Genomic DNA, 25278 nt, shown 5'->3' on the forward strand with positions numbered 1-25278 from the left:
TTTTGATTCCTGAACACGAAGAAATTTGACATGAAGAATAATTTGCAGATTGAACCCAATGCACAGAAACCCAAGTACCAACAAATTGTCGATGAAATTATCGATAGAATTCAGCAAGGTATTTTGAAACGTGGCGACCAACTACCAACGATTAATGAAATTACGGCTTCATTGGGTGTTGCCCGCATGACGGTAATTAGGGCTTATGAAGAACTTCGTGAAAGAGGTATTGTGGCTGCTCAACATGGAAAAGGTTATTATATTGCTTCTACCAATGTGAGGTCGTTGATGCACGTTTTCGTGCTTTTTGATGCCATGAACGCTTACAAAGAAGTGTTGTTTCATTCTTTAAAAGAAGCTTTGGGTGAAAATGTGTCAATTGACTTATTCTTTCATTATCACGATTTAAAAGTATTTGAAAATATCATCGTCAACAACATCGGTAATTATAATTTCTACATTATAATGCCACACTTCAACGACGACGTCTCGGATATTCTCAAACAAATTCCTAAAGATAAATTATTAATATTAGATATTGATGTAGAGCAATTAGATGCAGGATATGCCGTACTCTACCAAGATTTTGAACAAAATTTCTATCAAGGACTTTCAGAAGCAAGCCATTTGATTCAGAAGTACGAAAGTCTAACCCTTTTTCTAAGTAAGAATCAATTTCAGTACACTCCCAAAGGTATCATCAAAGGCTTCAATAGGTTTTGTGATGAGTACAATATTCAACGAGAAATAGTAGATGATTTAGATGTGAATAACCTTCAGCAAGGTCATGCTTATATACTTTTCTTAGAAAACGACCTTGTCAGATTTGTGAATTTTGCCAATAAAAAGCAGTTTAAATTGGGGCAAGACATAGGGCTTATGTCTTATGATGATACGCCCATCAAAGAAATTTTAGCCGAAGATGGCATTACTACTATCTCTAACGACTTCGTTCAAATGGGAAAATTGGCAGGAAGAATGGTGCATAATCGCCAAAAAGGAAAAGTAGCCAGCAACTGTTCTTTAATTATCAGAGGGTCATTATAAGCATAGTTCAAAATAGTACTATGCTTATAATGACTTTGTTTATTGGTCACTTATAATATCTAATTGCTCTTTTAGTTTTAAGGCTTTTGCTTTGCCTAAAATTGCTTCTAAGTCAGACAAAGTAGCTTTATAGATATTACTTACTGTGCCAAAATGCTTGAGTAGCTTTTCGGCAGTATGTTTTCCGATGCCATCAATACTTTCTAACTGACTGATAATGAAATTTTTAGAGCGTTTGTCTCTATGTTTGGTTATGCCAAATCGGTGAGCTTCATCTCTTAGTCTTTGTATCAGCTTCAACGATTCCGATTTTTTATCAATGTACAAAGGAATGCTATCTTCGGGAAAGTAAATTTCTTCTAAACGTTTAGCGATACCAACAATTGGTATTTTTCCGTACAGTCCTAAGCTCTTGAGTGCGTCCGTTGAGGCACTTAGTTGTCCTTTACCACCGTCAATAATAATCAAATCTGGTAAATCAGCTTCTTCTTCCAAAAGCCTTGAATACCTACGAGTTACTACTTCTTTCATCGTAGCAAAGTCGTTAGGCCCTTCAACTGTTTTAGGGGTAAAGTGGCGATAATCTTTTTTAGAAGGTAATCCATTTTTGAAACAAACCATTGCCGATACTGGATTTGTCCCTTGTATATTTGAGTTATCAAAACATTCAATATGTCGAGGAATGGTTTTTAGTTGAAGGTCATTTTTGAGTGTTAGTAAAATTCTCATTTTAGCATCACCAGCACTTTCTTCAGACGCTTTTCTATCAGCTTTTTCTTTTTTGAAATACAGTACATTTTTCAACGACATTTCAAGAAGTTTCTTCTTATCGCCAATTTGTGGAATGGTATTTTCAACACCCTTCAAATCTATCGAAAGAGGAATATTACTGATTACTTCTTTGGCTTCACTTTCGTACTGTTCACGCATTTCCCAAACCATCATGGTTAATACATCTTCGTCGGTTTCATCCAGTTTTTTCTTTACTTCCAACGATTGAGACTGCGTAATGAACCCATTTTGTACTTTCATAAAATTGAAGTAAAACGAATCTTCATCCGACACGATTGAGAACACATCAACGTCTTTGATATTAGGATTTACAACCGTAGATTTACTTTGAAAGTTGACCAAGTACGCCAATTTTTCCTTGAACTCCTGAGCTTCCTCAAAAGCCAATTTACTGGCAGCCTCCAACATTTTCTCTTCAAAATATTGCTTCGGAAGGCTCATGTTTCCTTTCAAAATATTTTTAGCTTGGTCTATTTCTTTTAAATAGTTTGCCTCCGTTTGCAGTCCTTCACAAGGGCCTTTACAATTGCCGATGTGATACTCTAAGCAAACTTTAAATTTCCTTTCTTGGATATTTTTTTCAGTCAAATTCAAATTGCAAGTTCTAAAACTGTACAATTGATTGAACATATCCAAAATTGCATACATAGCTTTCTGGTTGGCAAAAGGCCCAAAGAAAGTACCTAATTTTTTATCAACTCTACGAATAGTAATGATTTTGGGAAATGGCTCATTCGTGATGCAGATAAACGGATACATTTTGTCATCACGAAGAAGAATATTGAATTTAGGTTGATACTTTTTAATAAGCGTGTTCTCCAAAAGCAAAGCATCAAATTCGGTATGAACAATGGTGAATTCCAAGTTTCTTATCTGGCTTACCAACCTTTTTGTTTTTCTATCATGCTGGTTTGATTTTGCAAAATAACTACTAACCCTATTTTTTAGATTTTTAGCTTTACCCACATAAATCACGTTCCCTTCCTCGTCGAAGTATCTATATACACCTGGTTCTTCAGGTACTTTTGCTAAAGCAGCTTTATAATCAAACACGTCCATATTTTTCTATTAAGAGAACAAAAATACTAAATAATGAGGGTTTTGGTATTCAAAATCGCTATTAGAAAAATCATAATAATAATGTAGAAAAATATTATCCTTCTCTATCAGTAAGATTTTACTTATATAAAATTTTACTATATTTTTTGCCGTATTATCGTTTTTTTCTATTGGTTGAAAATGCTACTATATTAACTTGAGTAGGAAAAATTATATTATTTTAATGATAAATACAATAATACTATTTTGACAAATGAAAAATTAAATATCTGATTATCAGTCGTTTAGCTTTGTGTAGAATAATATCACTAAATATTGAAAAAAAACAATAAAGTATCAAAATGATACAATAAACGGTATCAAAATGATACAATAGAAAAAAAAACTCAGTTTATAAAAATTATATAAAATCGTAGAATATAAATATTGCCTTTGTGTGTGAATTAAATTAAGCATATATTTACGAGGATTTTCAACCAAAAATCTAATTTTTTCAATCAAAAACCCAATTTTATTATGAACACAAAATTTTACTCTACATGGAGGGGTATGCTTTTGTCGTGCGTATTTTTATTAAGTACGTTCTTAACAATGGCACAAGACAGACGAGTAACTGGGAAAGTTACTGGCATGGATGGTCAGGGAATTCCGGGAGTCTCAGTTCTTCTAAAGGGCACCCAAACAGGTGTATCGACTGATGCGAATGGTGGTTTTGCTATCAATCTAAAATCAGGTAAAGACGTGTTATTAATTTCTGCAATTGGCTACAAAAGCACAGAAGTTAAAGTAGGTTCACAAAGTAGTGTAGAAGTTAAATTGGCAGAAGATGTTTCTGCACTTGACGAGGTTGTAGTAACAGGTTATGCAACAAGTAACAAAAAAGAATCAACTGCTGCGATTTCTACAGTTAAAGCAAAAGATTTATTAGTTACTCCTTCTGGTAACGTAGAACAACAACTTCAAGGTCGTGTTTCTGGGGTTACATTAATTACAAACGGTCAGCCAGGTACAAGTTCAATTATCCGTGTTCGTGGATTTGGAGCTTTAGGTGGTAACGAACCTCTTTATGTAGTTGATGGAGTTCCTGTAGGTTCTACTGATTTCCTTTCTCCAAATGACATTGAGTCAACAACAGTATTGAAAGATGCTGCTGCAGCTTCAATCTATGGTGCTCGTGCTGCTAACGGTGTAATCGTTTACACTACTAAAAAAGGCACTAAGAAAGCAAGAAAGATGGAAGTTACTTACGACGGATTGTACGGTGTTACTGATCCAAACGTAGCAGGTGCTCCAAAAATGTTGACTCCTCAAGAGCAAGCAGATTATACTAAAATTGCTCAAATCAACAACAACATTGCTAACGGTTACACTCGTACTGCTAACCCAGTACAATGGGCAAACGGTTTGAAACACCCACAATATGGTAATGGCGAAACTGCTACAATTCCTACTTATTTGTATGCAAATGGTCAAAGTGGTGTTTATGGAACAGTTGATGAGGCTGCTATCAGAGCTGCTTATGCTGCTGACCCATACAATACATTCTTGATTAAGCCAAACATGGCTGGAACAAACTGGTACAAAGAAATTACCAGAAGTGCTCCAATTATGCGTCATAGCCTTGGTATTAGCGGTGGAACAGACGAGAGCCGTTATTACATTGGTTTATCTGCTCAACAACAAGATGGTATCTTGATTGCGAACAGTTTCAAACGTTACAGTTTCAGAGCAAACTCAGAATTTGATTTGAGCAAACACGTAAGAATTGGTGAAAACTTACAGTTTACTTATCGTTCGGTATTAGGTCAAGCAGGTGGTAACAACGGTTTAGGTATTGCTGATGCAGAATCTGAAATCTTAGGTGCTTATCGTATGCCAACAATCATTCCTGTTTTCGATGAATTAGGAAACTATGCAAGTACTAAAGCGGGTGGTTTTAACAACCCAAGAAACCCAGTAAGAAGATTAACATTGAACAATAGTAATGATGGTAACTTCAACGCTAACGGATTCGGTAACATTTACATCGAAGTTGATCCAATCGCTAATTTAACTTTACGTTCAAGCATTGGTGGACAGTATAACGGTTATGCTTATAAAGATTACAACTACAAGTATTTAGGTGACTCTGAGCCAGAAGCAAGTAACACTTTCAACGAAGGTAGCGGTTATTCATTTGCATGGGTATTCTCAAATACAGCGTCATATAAATTGAAAGTTGGTAGCCACAATGTAACTGCATTCGCTGGTATCGAATCTTTGAATACTGGTAAAGGTAGAAACATTTCAGGTTCTGGTATCAACCCATTCTCAATGGACTTAGACTATGTGAACTTGACTAAAGTAAACAACCCACAAGTAAACTCAAACTTATTTAGCGGTGTAAACTTCTACTCATTGTTCAGTAAAGTTGATTATAGCTTCAAAGATAAATATTACGTTACAGGGTTGATTCGTCGTGATGGTTCTTCTCGTTTCGGTGCTAACAACCGTTTCGGTACATTCCCTGCGTTCTCTGCAGCTTGGCGTGTAAGCAACGAAAGCTTCATGAAAGAACTTCCATTTATCTCAGATTTGAAAATCCGTGGTGGTTGGGGACAAATGGGTAACTCAAACAACGTTGACCCAAGTAACCAATATTCATTGTTCGGTTCAAGCAAAGGAAGTTCATACTATCCAATTTCAGGTACAAACAACGGTGCTGACGAAGGATATTACAGAACTCGTATCGGTAACGCAGATGCTAAATGGGAAACAAGTACAACTACAAACATTGGTTTTGATGCAACATTCTTGAATGGTAAATTAGAAGCAGTATTTGATATTTGGAGAAAAGATACTAAAGACTTATTATATACAGTACCACTTCCAGGTGTTGTAGGTGTAGGTGCTTCTGCTCCATCTGTAAACATTGCAAGTATGCGTAACCAAGGTATTGATATTCAATTAATCAACCACGGTTATTTATCGAAAAAAGTGAAGTATGACATTACTTGGAACAGTTCATTCTTGAAAAACGAGATTACTTACTTAGCTCCAAACATTACTTACTTCTCAGGAAACGCTTATCGTGGTATCAACCCAATCAGAAACGCAGTAGGTCAACCTATTTCTTCTTTCTTCGGATACCAAATGATTGGATACTTCAACAGTGCTGAAGAAGTGAAAAACTCTCCAACTCAAGATGGTGCAGGTGTAGGTCGTTTTAAATATGCTGACTTAAATGGTGATGGAAAAATTACTCCAGATGATAGAACTTTCATCGGTAGTCCAGTTCCAGTTTATACAGGAGGTTTAACAATCGAATTGAAGTATGGTGACTGGGATTTCTCAACTTACTTATATACTTCATTGGGTAACAAAATCTTTAACATGTCTAAATGGTTCACAGGTTTCTATGGTACATTTGAAGGTTCAGGAAAAGGTGTACTTGCTAAAGATTCATGGACTTCTGCCTTGGGTAACAATGCTAAAGCTCCAATCTGGGAAAGTGCTTCAAACATCTCTACAAGTGGTGCTGAAAACTCATGGTACGTTGAAGATGGTTCATACTTGAGAATGACAAACCTTACAATTGGTTATACTTTACCAAAGTCTGTGTTGAACAAATTAGGTATCGCTAAAGCTCGTGTAAGTGCAACAGGTACAAACTTATTCACTATGACAAGTTATTCTGGTATTGACCCAGGTGTTGGTGGTGCAGTTGATACTAACTTCGGTATTGATGTTGGTAACTATCCAGTAACAAGAGGTTTCAACTTGGGCTTGAACCTTTCATTTTAATCAAATAAGTTAAATAGAATGGTCTTCATTTAATGGAGTTTTAAACTGAACATGGATTTGATGTCATGTACTATGATTTGAACATTTCAATAAAAGGAAACTATTAAAAAATATTTTCAATGAAAACAGGTATTAATATAAGAAAAACGTTGATAGCTACTATGGCAGTAGCGTCAATTACCTTCTCATGTAAAGATAGCTTTCTCGAAGTATTACCAACAGGTTCACTTGGAGAAGCTCAATTAACAAGTGCTGCGGGTGTTGAAGGTACACTTCTTGGTGCGTATTCAATGATGCTTGCTAAAGGATACACACAGGTTGCAGGACCTAACAACTGGGTATTCGGAAGTATCTTAGGTGGTGATGCAAACAAAGGAACTGACCCAGGTGACTTCTCTACCATCAACCCAATTCAGCGTTATGAGAGTAACTCGACAATCGGTGATATCAACGGTACTTGGAATGCTAAGTATGAAGGTATCAGTAGATGTAATGCTACAATTAGATTAGCAACTAAATCTACTGCTTTATCTGATGCTGATAAGAAAAGAATCATTGGTGAAGCTCGTTTCATTAGAGGTTATTTCTATTTCGAATTGAAAAAATTATTCAACAATACCCCATATATCGACGAAACGACTGATTATGGCTCAGGTGTTGAAAAAGTTACTAACAAAGCAGATTTATGGCCAAAAATTGAAGCAGATTTCAAATTTGCTTACGATAACCTTCCTGAAACTCAAGGAGCTGCTGGTAGAGCTAACAAATGGGCTGCTGCTTCTATGTTAGGTAAATCATATTTGTTCCAAAAGAAATATACTGAAGCAAAAGGAATTTTTGATTTAGTAATTGCTAATGGTAAAACTACTAACGGTAAAAAATATGGCTTAGTAGCTCAGTATGCTCAGATTTTCAATGCTGCTAATGACAACAACGAAGAGTCTATTTTTGCAACTCAGTCATCAATGAATACTGGTGATGTTCAAAACTCAAACGCTTATGACGTATTGAACTACCCTTACAACACTGGTGCTGATGGTCCTGGTAACTGTTGTGGTTTCTTTGCTCCAAGCTTTGACTTAGTAAACTCGTTCCGTACAGATGCTAATGGATTACCATTATTAGATAATTCATACAACAGTGCTACAAATGCAGTTAAGCATGATTACGGTGTTGAATCTAAAGATGCTTTCACTCCTGATGCTGGAAACCTTGACCCTCGCTTAGACCACTCAGTAGGTCGTCGTGGTATTCCTTATTTAGACTGGAGAGATCACCCAGGTAAAGATTGGATTCGTTCACAACCTTACTCTGGTCCATATTCAACTAAGAAATATGTTTATTACAAGTCTCAAGAAAATACATTAACAGATGGTAGTGGTTGGACAAGAGGTTATTCAGTAATGAACTATACAATTATCCGTTTTGCTGATGTATTGTTATTAGCTGCTGAGGCAGAAGTTGAAGTTGGTTCTTTAGCTAAAGCTCAAGAGTATGTAAATATGGTACGTGCAAGAGCTGCTAATAAAGCTTCTTGGGTTACTAAGAATGGAAATCCTGCTGCAAATTATGTAATTAGTACATATAATACTCCATGGACTGATAAAGCTGTTGCTCGTGCTGCTGTTCGTTTTGAACGTAGATTAGAGCTTTCAGGTGAAGGTCATCGTTTCTTCGACTTAGTTCGTTGGGGTATTGCTGAACCAACACTTAATGCTTATTTAGCTAACGAAAGTAAGTTATTAAGTACAATGTTTGGTGGTGCTAAATTTACAGCTGGAAAGAGCGAATATTTACCAATTCCACAAAACCAAATTGATATTCAAGGAAAAGATATTTTAACACAAAATCCTGGATATTAATATTCGTTTTGTAAGTAACATGAGTCATCCCGAATTTTGGGTATGACTTGACAAATAAAAACCTCCTTGTTTATTTTGTGAATTACGACAAACACAAAAAACAGGAGGTTTTATTATGCCCAAGGCACATCTACAAAAAAACGATAGTTTTACAAAAAAAGCAAATGCTTCTTCTTTTCTTCTTAAAAAAATAGCTGTTTACCTTTCTGATTTACAGCTTACTTTAGACAATCTTCTTGACAAACGTCTTGTTGAGACTTTCTATAATCTATTTGTTGCTATTCTTCTGAACAGGAATCGCTCTATTGGGTTGCTTCTGAGTGAGTTAGGAGGCTTTATTTGTGGATTCAATCATGCTCCAGCTGGAACAAAACGTATCAGTAACCTTCTACGTTCAAAGAAATGGACAGCTACTGTGATTGATGATTTTCTATTTGCTCGCAGTAAAAAACGCATTGAACAACTAATCCAAATAGGAAAACGTCCCTTGTTAATATGGGACGATAGTAAAATTGAGAAACATGAGAGCTGGTTTACTGAGGGACTATGCAGTGTAGAAAGTAGTAAAGCAAAACGTCTGACAAAAGTCAAGAAAGGATTTTATCGTCCACCCGTAAGTCGTATCTGTGTGCCAGGTTATCGCTGGACTGCTACCTTACTTTCAGCTTTGGGTGAAGCTCCAAGTGTTTGTCAAATGTCATGGTGGACTACCAGAGGAAAGTACAAAGAACACGGTAGTAATATTATTTTTAGGATGCTGGAAAAATTGCATAAATCTATTGGTAATGGTGTTTTACATGTACTTGATAGAGGTTATGCAAATGCTTGGACTATCGAGTGGTTTACGCACTTTAAACAAGATTTTTTAGTTCGTTGGAAGAAAAATCATCTACTTATTCATGCTGATAAAGGTAAAAAGAAGACACATTTACTCGCTCGTTCCTTCAAAGCTAAACATCGTAAGATTGTATTTGATAACCAACGTAAAATAGCCAAGAGTATTTCTATCGCATGGGCAGAGGTACAACATCCTGATTTTGAAGAACTTCCTTTGTCTTTAGTGATTGTTAGAGATAGGAAAAATCATCAATCTCCTTTGTATCTACTTACTTCAATTCAAATTGAGAATATCGAAAAAGCATGGGAAATGTGTCATTCCTATATGCACAGATGGTCTATAGAACAGACCTTTAGATTTTGTAAAACAGAATTAGCCATTGAGTCTCCAAGACTATGGTTTTTTGAGAATACATGTAAGCTGCTTGGAATCGTAGCACTTATTTACGACTTCATGATGAATCTGATTAACAATTGGGGAAATTGGATTCAATTAGTATTAAAACAATGGTGTCATAGAACAGGAAATCGGTACCGAAGTACTTCGATACCGATTTACAGATTAAGAATAGCCATTTACAATATCCTATGGATAAGCTTTGCCCAAAATTCGGGATGACTCATGTTTATTGATATTTTACTTCTTTTCTCTGGTAGATTTTACGATTCTCACTGCTGTCATAATGATTACTGCAAATAATACCAATCCAACGATTCCCCAAATCCAATCTATGGCATTTTTAAGTACTACTAAAAAAACAATTGCAAATAAGAAAATAGTAGCAATTTCATTGTATAACCTTAACTGAAATCCTGTAAATCTAAAGTGGTCTTTTCTAAGTTCAAGGATTAATTTCCTACAATAGAAGTGATAAATAATTAATCCTACAATAAAGGCTAATTTTAAATGTAGCCAACTGTGCGAAGCGAAACTATCCCACCAAGTCCAGTAAATCATTGTAATACCTGAGAGTACAGTAAGCCACATGGCTGGAATCATAATGGCATTGAATAATACCTTTTGCATTCGTTTGTACTCGTTCTGGAGGATAATTCTTTCGGCTTCTGGTTTATTGTTGGCTTCGGTATGATATACAAAAAGTCGTGGTAAATAGAATAAACCAGCAAACCAGCTTGTTACAAAGATGATATGTATGGCTTTGATATGATTGTATTCCATAAATGTTAGTTAGTTGATGTAAAATAAACTATGAGTGTTAATTAAAGTTTAAATGTCAGCATTTTAAACTCAACACTCATCACTCAAAATTCACAACTCTTACTTATGTGATTTCTAAAAGTTCTGGCTCGTAAACACGATGATACTTTTTGAAAAAACTATATACTTTCATTTGAATTACTCCTAAAATAGCCTCTTTAAAAATATGTGCTGACATTTTTGAAACGCCTTTAGTTCTATCAGTAAAAATGATAGGTACTTCGGTAATTTTAAAACCATATTTCCAAGCTGTAAATTTCATTTCTACTTGAAAAGCGTAGCCTACAAATTTGATACTATCTAATTTGATTGTTTCAAGTACTTTGGCGTTGTAGCATTTGAAGCCCGCCGTTACGTCCATGATGGGCATTCCTGTAATGAAGCGAACATAATAGCCTGCGAAATATGACATTAAAACTCTTCCCATTGGCCAATTTACGACGTTTACACCGCTAATATACCGTGAACCTATTGCGACATCAGAACCGTCTAAAACACACGTATTATAGAGCTTTACTAAGTCTTCTGGATTATGAGAAAAATCGGCATCCATCTCAAAAATATACTCATAGCCATGTGCAAGAGCATACTTAAACCCATGAATATAAGCTGTACCTAATCCTAATTTTCCTTTACGTTCTTGTAAATGCAAACGACTTTTCCCAAACTCAGCTTGCAGTTCTTTTACTTTTTGTCCTGTACCGTCTGGGGAGCCATCATCAACGATAAGTAAATCAAAACTTGGTTCAAGACTCATTACTTTACGTACAATGGATTCAATGTTTTCTATTTCGTTGTATGTCGGTATTATTACAAGACGAGAGATCATTTTTGAATTTTTGGGAAAATTGTTTTTAAAATTTAACAAAGTTACGAAAAACTATATCATTTATTAGCCTTGCTAAAAGCAAACATAGTTTAAATCAAGCGTGTTTATCTGAATACTTCTTTGATATTTGAGCAAATTCTTAAAAGTTGTACTTTATCTCTTTTTACATAATTCCTTATACGATAAATGATTAAATAGAGATGATTAATTAACAAGTCCGACTTTGAGAATTCCGAACATTGTCTTTCCTCTTTGCCTTTATTAAATACATATTGATTGAAGAACAACTATTTGATAGTAATAAGTATCCGAGAAGTAATTTGCTGGTAATCAGTACTTACGCTTATATTCTAAAGACTTTAGTCGTTGTTTACTAACGTAGTTTTGATATTTTAAATTGTAAAAAAGAACCTTTTAGAAAAACTCATAAAAATAATCTAAATAAAATGGATATTTTTTTTGTCTTTCATAGATGGAATGGTATTTTTGCATTAAATTTATAGAACAGTATAGAACACAATTGTAAGAATTAATTAAACAATCAATATTACAAACAATGGCAAATATCACATTAGGCGACAAAGAGTATTTTGCAGGAATAGGTAAAATTCAATTTGAAGGAAGAGAATCAGATAACCCATTAGCTTTCAAATGGTATGATGAAAACCGTATTGTGGCTGGTAAAACAATGAAAGAGCAAATGCGTTTTGCCATTGCTTATTGGCACACATTCTGTGGAACTGGTGCTGACCCTTTTGGTCCGGGTACAAAGGTTTTTCCATGGGATGCTAAAAACGAAATTGTAGGTAGAGCAAAAGATAAAATGGATGCCGCTTTTGAATTTATCACAAAAATCGGTGCTCCATATTACTGTTTTCATGATATTGATTTAGTAGATGAAGGAAGTTCATTAGCTGAATATGAAAGCAATATGCAAGCGATTGTTGACTATGCAAAGCAAAAACAAGCTGCAAGTGGTGTGAAATTATTATGGGGAACTGCCAATGTTTTCTCAAATCCTCGTTACATGAATGGTGCATCTACTAACCCTGATTTTTCAGTGTTAGCTCATGCAGGAACTCAAGTAAAAAATGCGATTGATGCTACCATTGCTTTAGGCGGTGAAAACTACGTATTCTGGGGTGGTCGTGAAGGATATATGACTTTGTTGAATACTGATATGAAACGTGAGTTAGCTCATTTGGGTCAGTTCCTTACAATTGCTCGTGACTATGCACGTAAAAATGGCTTTACTGGTAAATTCTTTATCGAACCAAAACCTTGTGAGCCTACTAAACACCAATACGATTTTGACTCAGCGACAGTAATCGGTTTCTTGAAAGAATACGGTTTAGAAAATGATTTCATGTTGAATTTAGAAGTAAACCACGCTACTTTGGCGGGTCATACTTTCCAACACGAATTGCAAGTAGCTGCTGATAACAATATGTTAGGAAGTATGGATGCCAACCGTGGTGACTATCAAAACGGATGGGATACAGACCAATTCCCAACTAATTTGAATGAATTGGCTGAGTCTATGCTTATTATATTGGAAGCTGGAGGAATTACTCAAGGAGGTATCAACTTTGATGCTAAAACTCGTCGTAATTCAACTGATTTAGATGATATTTTCTTAGCTCATATTGGAGGTATGGACGCTTTTGCTCGTGCATTGGTGATTGCTGATAATATCTTACAAAAATCTTCTTATAAGAAATTACGTAAAGACCGTTACGCTTCTTTTGATGCTGGAAAAGGTGCTGAATACGAGGCTGGAAAATTAACTTTAGAAGATTTAAGAAACTATGCTTTTGAAGTAGGAGAGCCTAAAGTAACGAGCGGTAAGCAAGAGTTATTTGAAAATATTATCAATCAATTCATTTAGAATTCATTGATACTTATAAAAAAAGGAGAAAATCTTAATGATTTTCTCCTTTTTTTATAAAAGCCTTATTGGATTAGTATTCCCAAAGGTTATGTTCCATTTCCATAATACGATACTCTAATTGCTGAGATTGAATAAGCCCCTGCTTTTCGCTACCATAAATTTCATCTAAACTTTTATCTTCTGGGTTTCCTTTTTTGATTAAACGAGCATGCTGTAAACGTAAATCGAAGGCATCTGCCATGTTTTTGTGTTGTGCTTCGTTCTGTGTATTATACCAAATACAGTTCGGATTGCTACGGAAAAGCTTATCTAAATCTTTATATTTGAATGAAGCAACGGTTTTATCAAATCCAGCAGCAGTTTTGTTGGCTGGAATGATAATTGTGATTGCCTGAATATCATAATACAATCTTGAGCGTTGCTTATCAAAAATAGCATCTTCTTTGATTTCTAAGATAGAAAGCTCTTTAGGATAATACAAATCTCCTGTTACAGTACTTGTTTTTGCAGGGGTTTTAGCACCACCAGCGGCAGGTTTAGTATCTCCCCATCCATCATCAGCACCACTTGCAGCAGAAGTTTCAGCCCCAAAACCAGCAGCCTTTTCAGCATCAGATAGTTCTTCGTTACTACCAGCATTTTCTACTACTAAATTTCTTAAGAATTCTTCTTTAGAAATTTTAGTTTTCAATGAGTCATTTCTGTATGGAGTTAATACCCCACTTTGTACCCACTCCATTAAATATTTGGTAATTTCATTTCCTTTTGAGAAAAAAGGCTGATTTTGTTTTTCATTCAAATCCATTCTTCTCCAAAGACGCATTTTCCACATAATATTGGATTCATCTATTGGACGAACTGAATCTGGATTTTTGCCTTTAGTATCTCTTTCTTGTGCCGAAACCATCGTTGAAGACACAACTGAAAAAAGAAGAACTCCAGTAATTTTGATGAAATTTTTCATAACATTATTTGTCAATATAAGTATTGCACTAAACTGATTATCAAATGCTTGTAAACTTATAGTTTCATGCTTTGAATAACGAAAAGTAGGTATTTCTATTTTCCGTGATTCAAAATATAGTTTAATTCAAAGGAATATTTTTAATCATTTGGAAAGGAATATTTTCCACAACGCCTTTAAAGTTCTTTCTTTGAACACCTCTAATTTCAATATAATAACGGTCTCCAGCTTGTGCATTTTGTGCTAAAGAACTAATACTTCCACCTCCAGGTAAAGTAATATCAGATATTTTTTTAGAACCTCTTGCTAAGGCTACATAAATTTCAGAAACACGATATTGAGCATCTTCAGGATTGGTTGCTTTGAATGATTCGTCAGCAATAGCACGAGCTTCAACACTCCTTAAACCAGAAGCACTTGCTCCACGTTTTTCATCTAATTCACCACCACCGCCAAAGATTTTCACATCTGGTCTTGGTACTTTTCTTACTCTAAATTTCTCAGTCCCTAAAAGTATTCCACCGTTAGTTACATTCAATTCCACCGAAGCAGAACTTGGTACTACGGTTACTTTTCCGCCACCTGCTGAGATTACTTCTGCACCGTTGGCACTAAAGCTTGGTTGCCATAAAGCTCCTAAGCCTGGGCTAACAATACTTAATTTATTAGCACAACCTAAATATAAAGGAGGTAAACTTCCTGCTTCGATATTATAGGTTGGTTTCAATACAAAGTATTCTTGGTCTAAAGTTCTTGTTTCAGGACCGTTTGGACCATTGAAAGAGATACTTGCGGTATAAGTTTTTCTTGAAAGTCCACGGCTATCGTACTGTCCACCTTGAGCTTTGAACTTAATTTGACCTTTACCATCTCTTACAGGAACTCCAGTACCATTAAAGCTCATTCTTGGCGTAATTCCACTTGAATAAGCTGCAATAAACATTTCAGCTTCATAATCCATACCAGCAACAACAGTGTTTGATTTAGCTGAAACCATTGCTAAGATTTTATCAAACTTGATGTCTTTAATACCTACTTTTTCAGCTAACTGACCTAAAACAGTACTTTCATAACGACGAACCTCTGATTGTTTTTGGCTTAGTGTTGCCAAAGCAGCTGGTACTGGTGTTTCGGCAAAGTTTAACTCAGCGAAATCTTTGTTTTTGTTATTTGCGTCTTTAGCAACGGCAGGGTCTTCGCTTCCAGAAAGAGCAAGTGGCGTAAATTTTGTACTTTTATCACTGTATGATGATATTTTAATTACAAAATTGTCAAGCTTAGTTTTTAAGTCATAAGCCAAACCATCTTTTTTGCCACCAATCATTACCTCATATACTTTTTCGGTTTCTTTCATTCCTACTAAAGTACCAGTTTCAGGGTCAACACCGCCTGATTTTTCAATAATGACACTCTTTAAATTATCAAGTTCGCTAACCATTGCGTCTGATAATTTACGTACTTCTGAAGCTTGTCTAATAATATCAGCGTATTGAGCAGGATTTGGCGAGTCGTTTACTTTTGCTTTAATCCCTTCAACAGTTTGGTTATTTTTTTGCACGGCTGAACTGTTTGCCGCTTCTAAGCTATTATTGAGTAATACAAATTTTTGTAAAAGTGCATCGCTTACTTGTAATGCAAGTAAGGCTGTAAGCACTAAATACATCATCCCAATCATCTTCTGACGGGGCGTTTCTTTCATTCCAGCCATTTTCTTATGTACTTATAGGATTTTTAGTTTAAGTTTTTAAGTAAAATAATGATGCTATTTAACTTAAATTAGTTTCCTTTCATTGCCGATAACATACTTCCATAAACATTGTTTAATGAAGTTAAATTAGTCGTCAATTTCGCTAATTCTTGCTTAAACTGTTGTGTATCCTTACTTGCATCTGCCATGTTTTCCATAGCAACGGTTAAGTTACCGTAGAATGCGTTCATTACTTTAAGGTGTTTATTGGTATCTTGTAATTCTAATTCATATACAGCGTTTAATGCACCTAAATTTTGAGTTACTTTTTGGAATTGTACACGATATTCTTTTGAATCTTGAGTAACATTTGCCATTTCAGCCACAGCATTTAATGTTACACCGTAAGCTTTGTTGATTTCTGTTAATGTTCCAGCGGCAACTTTTACATTTTTAGCATATTCACTTGTAGCGATTGTAGCATCGGTAATTGTACCTATTTTAGAAACAGTATCTGTTAATGATTTCATGCCTTTTCCTAAGTTTTCAAAAACATCAGGAGTAATTTTTGCATTAGCCAACATCTCATCCATCTTAGCTGTAAGACCAACGCCAGCACTTGGTGTTGATACACTTCTTTTAGGTAATTCACCTTTATAGTCATTTGCTAATTCAGGATATACTTTTTCCCACTCATAATGCTTTTCTGGTTTTATTGTAATATACAAAAAGCCGAATAAAATAAAGATACCAGCTTCTGTAAACATCCCCACCATTAACATTTCATTGGCGAAGTTCCAGTGTAAAATTTTAAATAAAGCTCCAACGATAACTACTGCTGCTCCAAAGCTGGCGATAATGTTAATAATTCTTTCCATTTGTTTTTGTAATGATTTTGAGTGTAATGTTAAAGGAGAATGATTTTATGTTTTGGAATAATTATTATTAAAATGAAGCGAGAGAACTTTGTCGTGTTAAGACTGGATTCCCTCGCCTACGATTTTTTAAAAGCGATATTTTATCTAAATTCTTTACCTGATGAGCGACCCAAATGGTTCATTGCGCATCTAAATCCGATATAAGAGCGTTTTTTTGTTTCATATTCATACGAACGTGTACCTGTTTCTAAAAAATAGGCAACGTCTTTCCATGAACCACCACGAATTACTTTACGAGGCTCGTCTTTGTCATCATTCATGGTATTTAAGTCCCAAGTGATAGCCACAGCATTATCTGCATAAGCATCCAGACACCATTCAGCTACGTTACCAGCCATGTTGTAAAGACCGTAATCATTTGGGTTAAACTGGTTAGCAGGAGCAGTGTAAGCATAACCATCTGCATCGTAATTTCCTCTGTGAGGTTTGAAGTTCGCTAATAAGCAACCTTTGCCATTAGCTATGTAAGGGTTACCCCAAGGATATTTAGCAGAAGCTTTGCCACCACGAGCAGCCCATTCCCATTCAGCCTCTGATGGCAAACGGAAACGTGGAGAAAGATACATTCCTTCAGAAATTCTGTAATCGTTATAAGCCTTTGTTCTCCAATCACAGAAATATCTTGCAGCAATCCAACTTACGCCAACTACTGGATACATATCAAAAGCAGGGCTTGAGAAGTAGTATTCAGTCATAGGATCTCCGTTGTGATAGGTAAAGTCTTTACTCCATACAGTAGTGTCAGGATAATATTCAGAAAGTACTTTTTCTTCGCCCAAGACAGAAATAGAGTCTGTAAGCAATACATTAGTAAATTGGCGATACTCATGATTGGTAATCTCTGTATCGTCCATATAAAATTGAACAACAGTTACTCTTTTGTTGAATCCAACAGCCGTTGAAGCAATATCCTCATCAGCTTGCCCCATCATATATGAGCCAGCAGGGATTAAAACCATTCCCAGTGGAGTAGTCTGTTTCCATCCTTTACGGCTTGTAGCGGCAATTTCGCCATTAACAATCCCTACGTCTTCTTTTTTGTTGCTTCTACGTTTACTGTTTTTACCCTTTGAAGCTTGTTCAGCACGACCTCTACTACTTCTCGATTTCGTACTACTGGTTTTGCCTTTACTGCCACCAGTACTACAACTATCAAGTAATAGCGTAGAAGAAGCCACTAAAAGTAGTAAAAATATTTTCCTGTAAATTCCACTGTGGTTCATAGTGTCCTAACTTGTTTTATTGATACCTGTAAATAAAATAAGGTAATTATTTCTTGAAATATAAATTGGCTTCTAAGAATACTTGCTATGATAAAATGTGATGATTAATTGCTAAAGAAAATCAATTATTGTGGTTTTTATCGAAAATATACGATAATAATTGTTAAATCTTTTTAAAAACGACATCAATTGTACCAATAGTATAGTAAAACAAAAACAAAGTTAATATTTTTTTTCTAAGTAAAGCTATTGTCAAATTGTGTTTTGAAAGCTTCGTATTTTTCTTTGTTTTATTTTAGTGTCTAAATCTTGGTGTACGTACTGGCGTCTTTTTACCTCCGAATAATTTAGGAGCAGGAAGTGCATAACTCAATAAAATCTCGTGTGAAGTTGGAGCTTTTGCGATATTGCCAACTGTTGTTAAATCTAACGAATATCCCAAACGAAGTGCATTGCCCCTCAACATTGAAATTCCTGCAATAACAATACCCGCATCATTTAAGCGATAAGTACCACCCAACCAATATTTCTCTGAATAAGTAACGATTGCCCCACCTTCTAAGCTACTTGAAGTGAAATCACTTCTCCATAATGCTGTTGGGCTTACCTTTACTTCATCAGACAAGTAATAGTCATAACTTGCGGTAATGTTTAATATTTGTTTCAAGGCATATTCATTTGTTCTGCTTACGCCAAAACCATATTTGGGTGTATTGGCATGATTCAAGCTAACACCAATCTGATAGTTTTCTGCTTTGTAGAGAAGCCCAAAAGATAAATCTGGCTTGGTTTCATTGATTGTTTTTGAAACAGCATCTACAATGGGGTCACCACTTTCGCCTGCTCTGAAACGAGAATCAAATGTTTTGGTATGAAATCCACCTTTAACCCCTAATGAAATAACTGAACCATTTGATAAACCAATTTGATAGGAATAGGATAGTAACATATTTTGGTAACCGCTTCCAGAAGGAGTCTTATCATTCAAAAACTGAATACCTAAACCACTGTGAAGTCCATTGAGTGGCAAGGAAGCCGTAAAAATTTGTGTGCCTAATGAACCAGAACCATCATAAGTAGTTTGATAGCCCGACCATTGATTACGGTAATGTAACTGGAAACGCATTACTCCATCAGTACCTGCGGCGGCAGGGTTGATGTATAATGGATTAAACATATATTGGCTCAATTGTGCGTCTTGTTGCCCAAAAACAGACCAATTTGCTGTTAGCAGTAGAATTATGATAAAAAATTGTAAATTCTTTCGCATAGTCGTTTGTTAGTACAGATATGTATAAATGGTACTGGAATTTCAAATCTAAGCAACATTTATTTAATATTCGCCAAAAATATACATCTCAGACATTTCTAACGATAATTTATTACTAATTGTTGTAAAGATTGGCTAAAAAAAAGATACCCATGAGCTTTTTGAACTCATGGGTATATAAACTTCTTGAAATTATGTCTATAAACTATTTGCCTTTTTGATATAAAGTTCCAATGCACCCGTCATAGATGGAGCATTTGGTAGCGGAGCTTGAATATCCAAAATTAAACCTGCGTCAATAACTGCCTTAGCGGTAGTTGGTCCGAAAGCGGCAATACGAGTTTTGTTTTGTTTGAATTCTGGAAAATTCTGAAACAATGATTTAATACCAGACGGACTAAAGAATGCAATAACATCGTAGAAAACACTTTCTAAATCTGATAAATCAGAAGAAACCGTTTCATACATTACTGCCTCTGTTAGGTGCAAATCGTTTGTACCCATAAATTCAGGGATGTCATTACGGCGTTTGTCCGAACAAGGGAATAAAAACTTTTCAGTTTTGTGCTTTTTGATTAACTCCAGTAAGTCAGCAGCAGTCTTTGTTCCAGTAAATATTTTACGCTTACGAATGGTAATGTATTTCTGTAAATAATTAGCCGTTTGTTCAGTAATACAGAAGTACTTCATATCAACAGGTACTTCAATACGTGCTTCTTTACAAATACGGAAAAAATGATCTACGGCATTACGGCTTGTAAAAATAATGGCAGTATGATCAAGAATATTAATTTTTTGCTTCCGAAAGTCCTTAAAAGCAACGCCTTGAATATCAATAAATGGACGAAAATCTACTTTAATGTCGTATCTTCTTTCCAACTCAAAATATGGCGATTTCTCGTCTGTTGGGCGTGCTTGCGTAACTAAAATGCTGGTTACTTTGGTTAATCTGTCTGGATGTGCGGTTAAAGTTATTTCGCTCATGCTCAATGCAGTTAAACTTGATTGGATTAATTTTTGGGCTATTGAAATGAACCAATGAGGGTCATTTATACATTTAAAATGGATTAATTATGCTTCTTTAAATGGCAAAACGAATGCCAATTATCAGAGGTATTAATTCAACGATGCAAAGGTACGAAAATAAATACAGATTTTTTAATGAGGTCATCTTATTTATCGTAAAGTACAGGAGGGCTAAACGACTCACAAAAAATAATGAAATTGGTAAGAACAAGTATTTATCTGCATTTTGAGTTATCTCTGGAATTGAAATTGTGCTGATTGTCAGTAATATAAGTACTAATAAAAAAAAGATACTCGACGACTGAATTATTTTAAAAAAATGGACATTAATGATTTTATCAAGCCTGTAAAGATTTGAAAGTACTGCTAATGAAACATACTTGAAAATGAATGCTGTAAAAATTATGGCGGTAATTTCTAAAAAGTTGGTTAATAGCGTACCAAAAGTATCGCCGTCTTGAAGAATGTTACTTGCCGAAAATAAATCTGTGTCGGTATGGCGAATCAACATAAAAATAAAACCCAAAGTGATACTTAGGTTGATAACAAAAAGCAAATTCCCAAAGTCGAAAGGTTTGTTTACGACAAAAGAATCGTCCCGAATACTTATTGTTAATAAATCTTTAACACTGAAAAATCGCTCAAAAGATTTAGGTTGATAATTATATAAAAACGCATAAACACAAGCTAAGAGTAGCAAACCTATCACAAAGAAATTTTGAAAAGGCGAAGCATCACGTGGAATAATTGTAAGGAGTGATTCTGAAAGTTCAATTACTTTTTGACTTTTCGAGATTTTATTACCTGTATAAACTAAGATTTCCTCAAGGTTGGTATTTGTGCCATAAATGGTTAAAAACAGTTTTGTTTTTTTATAGACACTTTGAAGGCTGTCAACATCCAAGACTACCCATTGATTGACAGGAAGTTTTTTCTGAAGAGAAGCGTCAATAAATAAGTAATTCTCTTTGGAAGAATAATAAAGGAGCTTGTAGGTTTTGTAGTTTTCAGTATCAAAAAATAAACTGAATGAATTATAATTTTTGTGCTGTTCACGTACATAAGGAACATAGGCTTTGTAGCGTTCATCAAATACTTGCCAGTCATCTTTATAATCATGCACTAAATAAAAGGCATTGTTTGGACCAACAGTATCTTTGGCTTGAGTACTTTGTGGAAAGCAATACAAAACACTTGTAACAAGTAGCGTAAACAAGTGTTTTTCTAAACACAAAATCCAGCATGATTTCAAGAACCGTGCTGGATTTTGCTTAACAATATTTTGGATGAGAAATTTCAATTCTTGATAGTTTTGTGCAAAATTAGAAAAAAACCACCAATAATCTATTGAAACTCATACTACAATCCTAATGCTTTTAACATCGTAGCACCAATGTCAGCCGGAGAGTGTACTACATGGATTCCGCAAGATTCCATAATAGCCATTTTAGCAGCAGCAGTATCGTCTGCACCACCGATGATAGCACCAGCATGACCCATTCTACGACCTTTTGGTGCAGTTTGACCAGCGATGAAACCAACTACTGGTTTTCTGTTACCGTCAGCTTTAATCCACTGAGCAGCCTCAGCTTCCATACCGCCACCGATTTCACCAATCATTACAATACCTTCAGTTTCTGGGTCGTTCATCAACAATTCAACTGCTTCTTTAGTAGTTGTTCCGATGATAGGGTCTCCACCGATACCAATCGCAGTAGTTTGTCCTAAACCAGCTTTTGTTAATTGGTCAACGGCTTCGTAGGTTAAAGTACCTGATTTTGATACGATACCAATTTTACCTTGTGTGAAAATAAATCCTGGCATGATACCTACTTTACATTCGCCAGCAGTCATTACACCTGGGCAGTTTGGCCCAATTAAACGACAATCTTTATTCTGAATGTATTCCTTAGCATAAATCATGTCTTTGGTTGGAATACCTTCTGTGATACAAATAATCACTTTGATACCTGCATCAGCAGCTTCCATAATTGCATCAGCAGCAAAAGCAGGTGGTACAAAAATGATTGAAGTATCAGCTCCTGCTTTTTCTACTGCTTCTGCAACAGTATTAAAAACTGGACGGTCGAGATGGGTTGAACCACCTTTTCCTGGTGTTACACCACCAACTACATTAGTACCATATTCGATCATTTGCTGAGCGTGGAATGAACCTTCAGACCCAGTAAAGCCTTGTACGATTATTTTTGAGTTTTTGTTAACAAGTACACTCATTTCAGATAAATATTTGGTTTGTAAAAATCAGTTTTTTTGTGAAATTACTATATTTAATAGTAATCAAAGTTATAAAAATACAGTACTTCCTTAAATTTATCGTAAAGGTATAGTTTGCAAGGCAAAGGACAAAAAGGAATTTAGAGATTGAGTACTTTACTTATTTGGTTTTAGTTTTAAATATTTGATAATCAATTGTTTAAATGTATTTCTATTTGTGGAAATATAGTATAGATGGATTGTTTTACGTATTTTTATTTAGCAAATTAATTCGATAAGCTCGTATGGCTATTCAGAGCTATCAAGATAAAATCTGTTTATTCAGTTTCAATCCATTTGAATTTTTACTGAATCTGTGTCTCAAAAATTAAATCATTTAAGTACTCATTTGTTCGTAATCGTACAAAAAGTGTTCGTTTTCGGACAATTGCCTTTCTGGACAGATTGCCTAAGTGTCTCATAACTAAGTGTTTGATTTTTTTGGTTTTGTTTTTGTCATTTCTATTATTCAAAAAACTTTCCCTCAATCTATTGATATGTTAGAACTCAATAATATTTTTCGTTGGTATAATTCAGGAGCAAATCGTGCTTTTGTGTTAAGAGACATCAGTCTTTCGATTCAGCAAGGTGAATTTGTCTCTATTATGGGGCCGTCGGGTTCGGGTAAATCTACGCTTTTGCATATTTTGGGCATGATGGATGAGCCTAATGAAGGTACTTATACATTTATGGGTGAAAATGTATTGAAAATTAAAGAGAAGCAAAGGGCAGAATTATATAAGAAACATATCGGTTTTGTGTTTCAGGCTTATCATTTAATTGATGAACTGACGGTCTATGAAAATATCGAAACGCCTCTACTTTATCACGGTTTTAGTTCGTCCGAACGGAAATCTATGGTGGCTGATATTTTGGATAGATTCAATATTGTAGGGAAGAAGGATTTGTTTCCCAACCAACTTTCTGGCGGACAACAACAGTTAGTAGGTATTGCTCGTGCCATTATCACAAAACCTAATTTGATTTTGGCAGATGAACCAACGGGTAATTTGAATTCAAAACAAGGACAGGAAATTATGGAATTGTTTAAGACATTGAACGAAGAAGGCGTAACCATTATACAAGTAACTCACTCTGAAAAAAATGCTACTTATGGAAGCAGAATCATTGAGTTGTTGGATGGGCGTATCGAAAAATAATAAATATAGTTTTGGTTTAAGTTTTAGTCGCTCATCGAATTTCGATGAGCGACTTTTTTATATTAATCTTTTTAAATTAACCGTCGTAATAATTACCTCTTTTCCTCTTTTTACTACCAAATTAATCGGTTTTCCTTCGCCTTTTTGAAAGAGTTTATAGATTTCACTGATAGAAATTTCTTTTGAAGAACGATTATTGATGAATATTACTTTGTCGCCTTGTTGAAGCCCAGCATCCTGAGCAGGTGAATTTTCAATGATTCTTTCAATCAGAAAATCGTGGTAATCTGCTCCGCCTGCCATCAATTCCATACCACTCATATTGTGTTCAAACGGCTCTTTCATCTTTTTGTTGATAGGTTTCAAAACCACATAATTATCGTGGTAATTGAAAGTAACCTTGAATCTCCTCAGAAATTCGCAACCAATATTTCCTTGTCGTTCAGCATAAATAGTAGGTCTTAAACGATAAGACGAACTATCGGGAAATGATGCTACGACGTTATTTAATTCAAATTTGCCAAATCTTAATTTGGGTATTCGCCCAAGATTGCCATTGATAATGCCACTCAAGCCTCTTCCAAGTTGAGCTTTAATTAGTTTACTTGGCAATTGAATGTTATATTTTTTGTTGGCTTCGATAGAAATTGCGTGTCCAGCACCAGTATCTAAAAGTACTTTCATCGGAACACTTTTTTCGCCATTCACTAATTCAACAGCCGATAAGTAGGGTTTATTTTCTTCTATCGAAATCGGAAAACGTTCACCTTTTGAAGGCTTGTACTTATAGTGTTCAGGATTTTCGAGAATTAATTCATTCATCAGAAAATCAATAGTTACCACAAAACGATTGAATAAATCATACCCAATAATTCCATGAATGGGCTTGCCGACAAACTCGCTTAGTTTTAGAAAATCATTTTTCAAAACCACAATGTTTTGTCGATAACCAATCATCGCCTCCATTCTTATGGTATTATCTAATACGATTCCGGCCTCAATATCTTCGCCAATGCCTGCACCTGCAATTTTTACATTTCTGCTAAATTTCATATTGAGGGCTTTGGCAATCTTGGGGTCGGTAAGTAAAACGCTACTAACACCAGTATCCAAAATGAAACGTAAAGTATCAGAATTATTGATTTTGAGGGGTATAATCACTAAATTCGCATGAAGTTCAAAAGGAATGCGAGTGAGTTTCCGCTTTTTTATTAGCTGAAATCCAAATTTTTCTTCTTCTATGGGTTTTACTTTTATCTTTTTAGAAGAAGAATATTTCAAAGTATTTTCTGGAGAAATACTAACGATAGCTTGTTCAGATGCACTCAAAGATTCTTGGCAATACCCTGTCAGTGGTAAAGTGCTGAACAATAATATTTTAGGCCAAAAGAGTTTCATGGTATGATAAGAGATTTCT

The 25278-nt window shown here is 35.1% G+C and carries 18 protein-coding genes; 6 read left to right on the forward strand and 12 right to left on the reverse strand.

Annotated elements, in window-relative coordinates; translation table 11 throughout:
- Window positions 1–30 precede the first annotated feature (30 nt).
- Window positions 31–1047 (forward strand): GntR family transcriptional regulator, encoded by a 1017-nt coding sequence (locus tag VB248_RS00860; RefSeq protein ID WP_323294838.1) that lies wholly within the window; start codon window positions 31–33, stop codon window positions 1045–1047.
- Window positions 1048–1086: 39 nt separating this feature from the next.
- On the opposite strand, the gene uvrC is transcribed toward VB248_RS00860, so the two are convergent.
- Entirely contained in the window at window positions 1087–2898 is a 1812-nt protein-coding gene (uvrC, locus tag VB248_RS00865; RefSeq protein ID WP_323294839.1) for an excinuclease ABC subunit UvrC, read from the reverse strand.
- Window positions 2899–3489: 591 nt separating this feature from the next.
- On the opposite strand from uvrC, the gene VB248_RS00870 reads away from it, so the two are divergent.
- From VB248_RS00870 to VB248_RS00880, 3 genes are all read left to right on the forward strand, one after another.
- Complete coding sequence (locus tag VB248_RS00870; RefSeq protein WP_323294840.1) at window positions 3490–6681, forward strand: SusC/RagA family TonB-linked outer membrane protein; 3192 nt, start codon at window positions 3490–3492, stop codon at window positions 6679–6681.
- A gap of 119 nt (window positions 6682–6800) precedes the next feature.
- Window positions 6801–8543: a RagB/SusD family nutrient uptake outer membrane protein gene (locus VB248_RS00875; protein ID WP_323294841.1), complete on the forward strand. Its 1743-nt coding sequence runs from the start codon at window positions 6801–6803 to the stop codon at window positions 8541–8543.
- 115 nt (window positions 8544–8658) lie between these two features.
- Window positions 8659–9999, forward strand: coding sequence for a transposase (locus VB248_RS00880; protein ID WP_323294842.1), 1341 nt, complete (start codon window positions 8659–8661; stop codon window positions 9997–9999).
- Window positions 10000–10017: 18 nt separating this feature from the next.
- On the opposite strand, the gene VB248_RS00885 is transcribed toward VB248_RS00880, so the two are convergent.
- Complete coding sequence (locus tag VB248_RS00885; protein WP_323294843.1) at window positions 10018–10560, reverse strand: CopD family protein; 543 nt, start codon at window positions 10558–10560, stop codon at window positions 10018–10020.
- 103 nt (window positions 10561–10663) lie between these two features.
- Window positions 10664–11428, reverse strand: a complete 765-nt coding sequence (locus VB248_RS00890) for a polyprenol monophosphomannose synthase (RefSeq protein ID WP_323294844.1) — start codon at window positions 11426–11428, stop codon at window positions 10664–10666.
- A gap of 556 nt (window positions 11429–11984) precedes the next feature.
- Here VB248_RS00890 and xylA point away from each other — a divergent pair.
- Window positions 11985–13316 carry a xylose isomerase gene (xylA, locus tag VB248_RS00895; protein WP_323294845.1) on the forward strand — a complete coding sequence of 444 codons (1332 nt, stop codon included), beginning with the start codon at window positions 11985–11987 and terminating at the stop codon, window positions 13314–13316.
- Window positions 13317–13389: 73 nt separating this feature from the next.
- Here the strand turns inward: xylA and porN are convergent, their stop codons facing one another.
- From porN to sucD, 8 genes are all read right to left on the reverse strand, one after another.
- Complete coding sequence (gene porN, locus VB248_RS00900; RefSeq protein ID WP_323294846.1) at window positions 13390–14283, reverse strand: type IX secretion system ring subunit PorN/GldN; 894 nt, start codon at window positions 14281–14283, stop codon at window positions 13390–13392.
- A 121-nt stretch (window positions 14284–14404) separates the two neighbouring features.
- Complete coding sequence (gene porM / locus VB248_RS00905; protein ID WP_323294847.1) at window positions 14405–15982, reverse strand: type IX secretion system motor protein PorM/GldM; 1578 nt, start codon at window positions 15980–15982, stop codon at window positions 14405–14407.
- 77 nt (window positions 15983–16059) lie between these two features.
- Window positions 16060–16848, reverse strand: coding sequence for a type IX secretion system motor protein PorL/GldL (gene porL, locus VB248_RS00910; RefSeq protein ID WP_323294848.1), 789 nt, complete (start codon window positions 16846–16848; stop codon window positions 16060–16062).
- Window positions 16849–16988: 140 nt separating this feature from the next.
- Entirely contained in the window at window positions 16989–18131 is a 1143-nt protein-coding gene (gene porK / locus VB248_RS00915) for a T9SS ring complex lipoprotein PorK/GldK (RefSeq protein WP_323294849.1), read from the reverse strand.
- A gap of 295 nt (window positions 18132–18426) precedes the next feature.
- Complete coding sequence (locus tag VB248_RS00920) at window positions 18427–19401, reverse strand: PorP/SprF family type IX secretion system membrane protein (protein ID WP_323294850.1); 975 nt, start codon at window positions 19399–19401, stop codon at window positions 18427–18429.
- A gap of 198 nt (window positions 19402–19599) precedes the next feature.
- Entirely contained in the window at window positions 19600–20385 is a 786-nt protein-coding gene (locus VB248_RS00925) for a uroporphyrinogen-III synthase (protein ID WP_323294851.1), read from the reverse strand.
- A gap of 97 nt (window positions 20386–20482) precedes the next feature.
- On the reverse strand, window positions 20483–21727 hold the full coding sequence (locus tag VB248_RS00930) for a DUF4271 domain-containing protein (protein ID WP_323294852.1): 1245 nt from the start codon (window positions 21725–21727) through the stop codon (window positions 20483–20485).
- Window positions 21728–21786: 59 nt separating this feature from the next.
- Window positions 21787–22662, reverse strand: a complete 876-nt coding sequence (sucD, locus tag VB248_RS00935) for a succinate--CoA ligase subunit alpha (protein ID WP_323294853.1) — start codon at window positions 22660–22662, stop codon at window positions 21787–21789.
- Window positions 22663–23198: 536 nt separating this feature from the next.
- Here sucD and VB248_RS00940 point away from each other — a divergent pair.
- Window positions 23199–23861, forward strand: a complete 663-nt coding sequence (locus VB248_RS00940) for an ABC transporter ATP-binding protein (protein WP_323294854.1) — start codon at window positions 23199–23201, stop codon at window positions 23859–23861.
- Between the two features lie 57 nt (window positions 23862–23918).
- On the opposite strand, the gene VB248_RS00945 is transcribed toward VB248_RS00940, so the two are convergent.
- On the reverse strand, window positions 23919–25259 hold the full coding sequence (locus tag VB248_RS00945) for an aspartyl protease family protein (protein ID WP_323294855.1): 1341 nt from the start codon (window positions 25257–25259) through the stop codon (window positions 23919–23921).
- Window positions 25260–25278 lie beyond the last annotated feature (19 nt).

This window comes from Arcicella rigui (assembly GCF_034929435.1).
Classification (GTDB): domain Bacteria; phylum Bacteroidota; class Bacteroidia; order Cytophagales; family Spirosomataceae; genus Arcicella; species Arcicella rigui.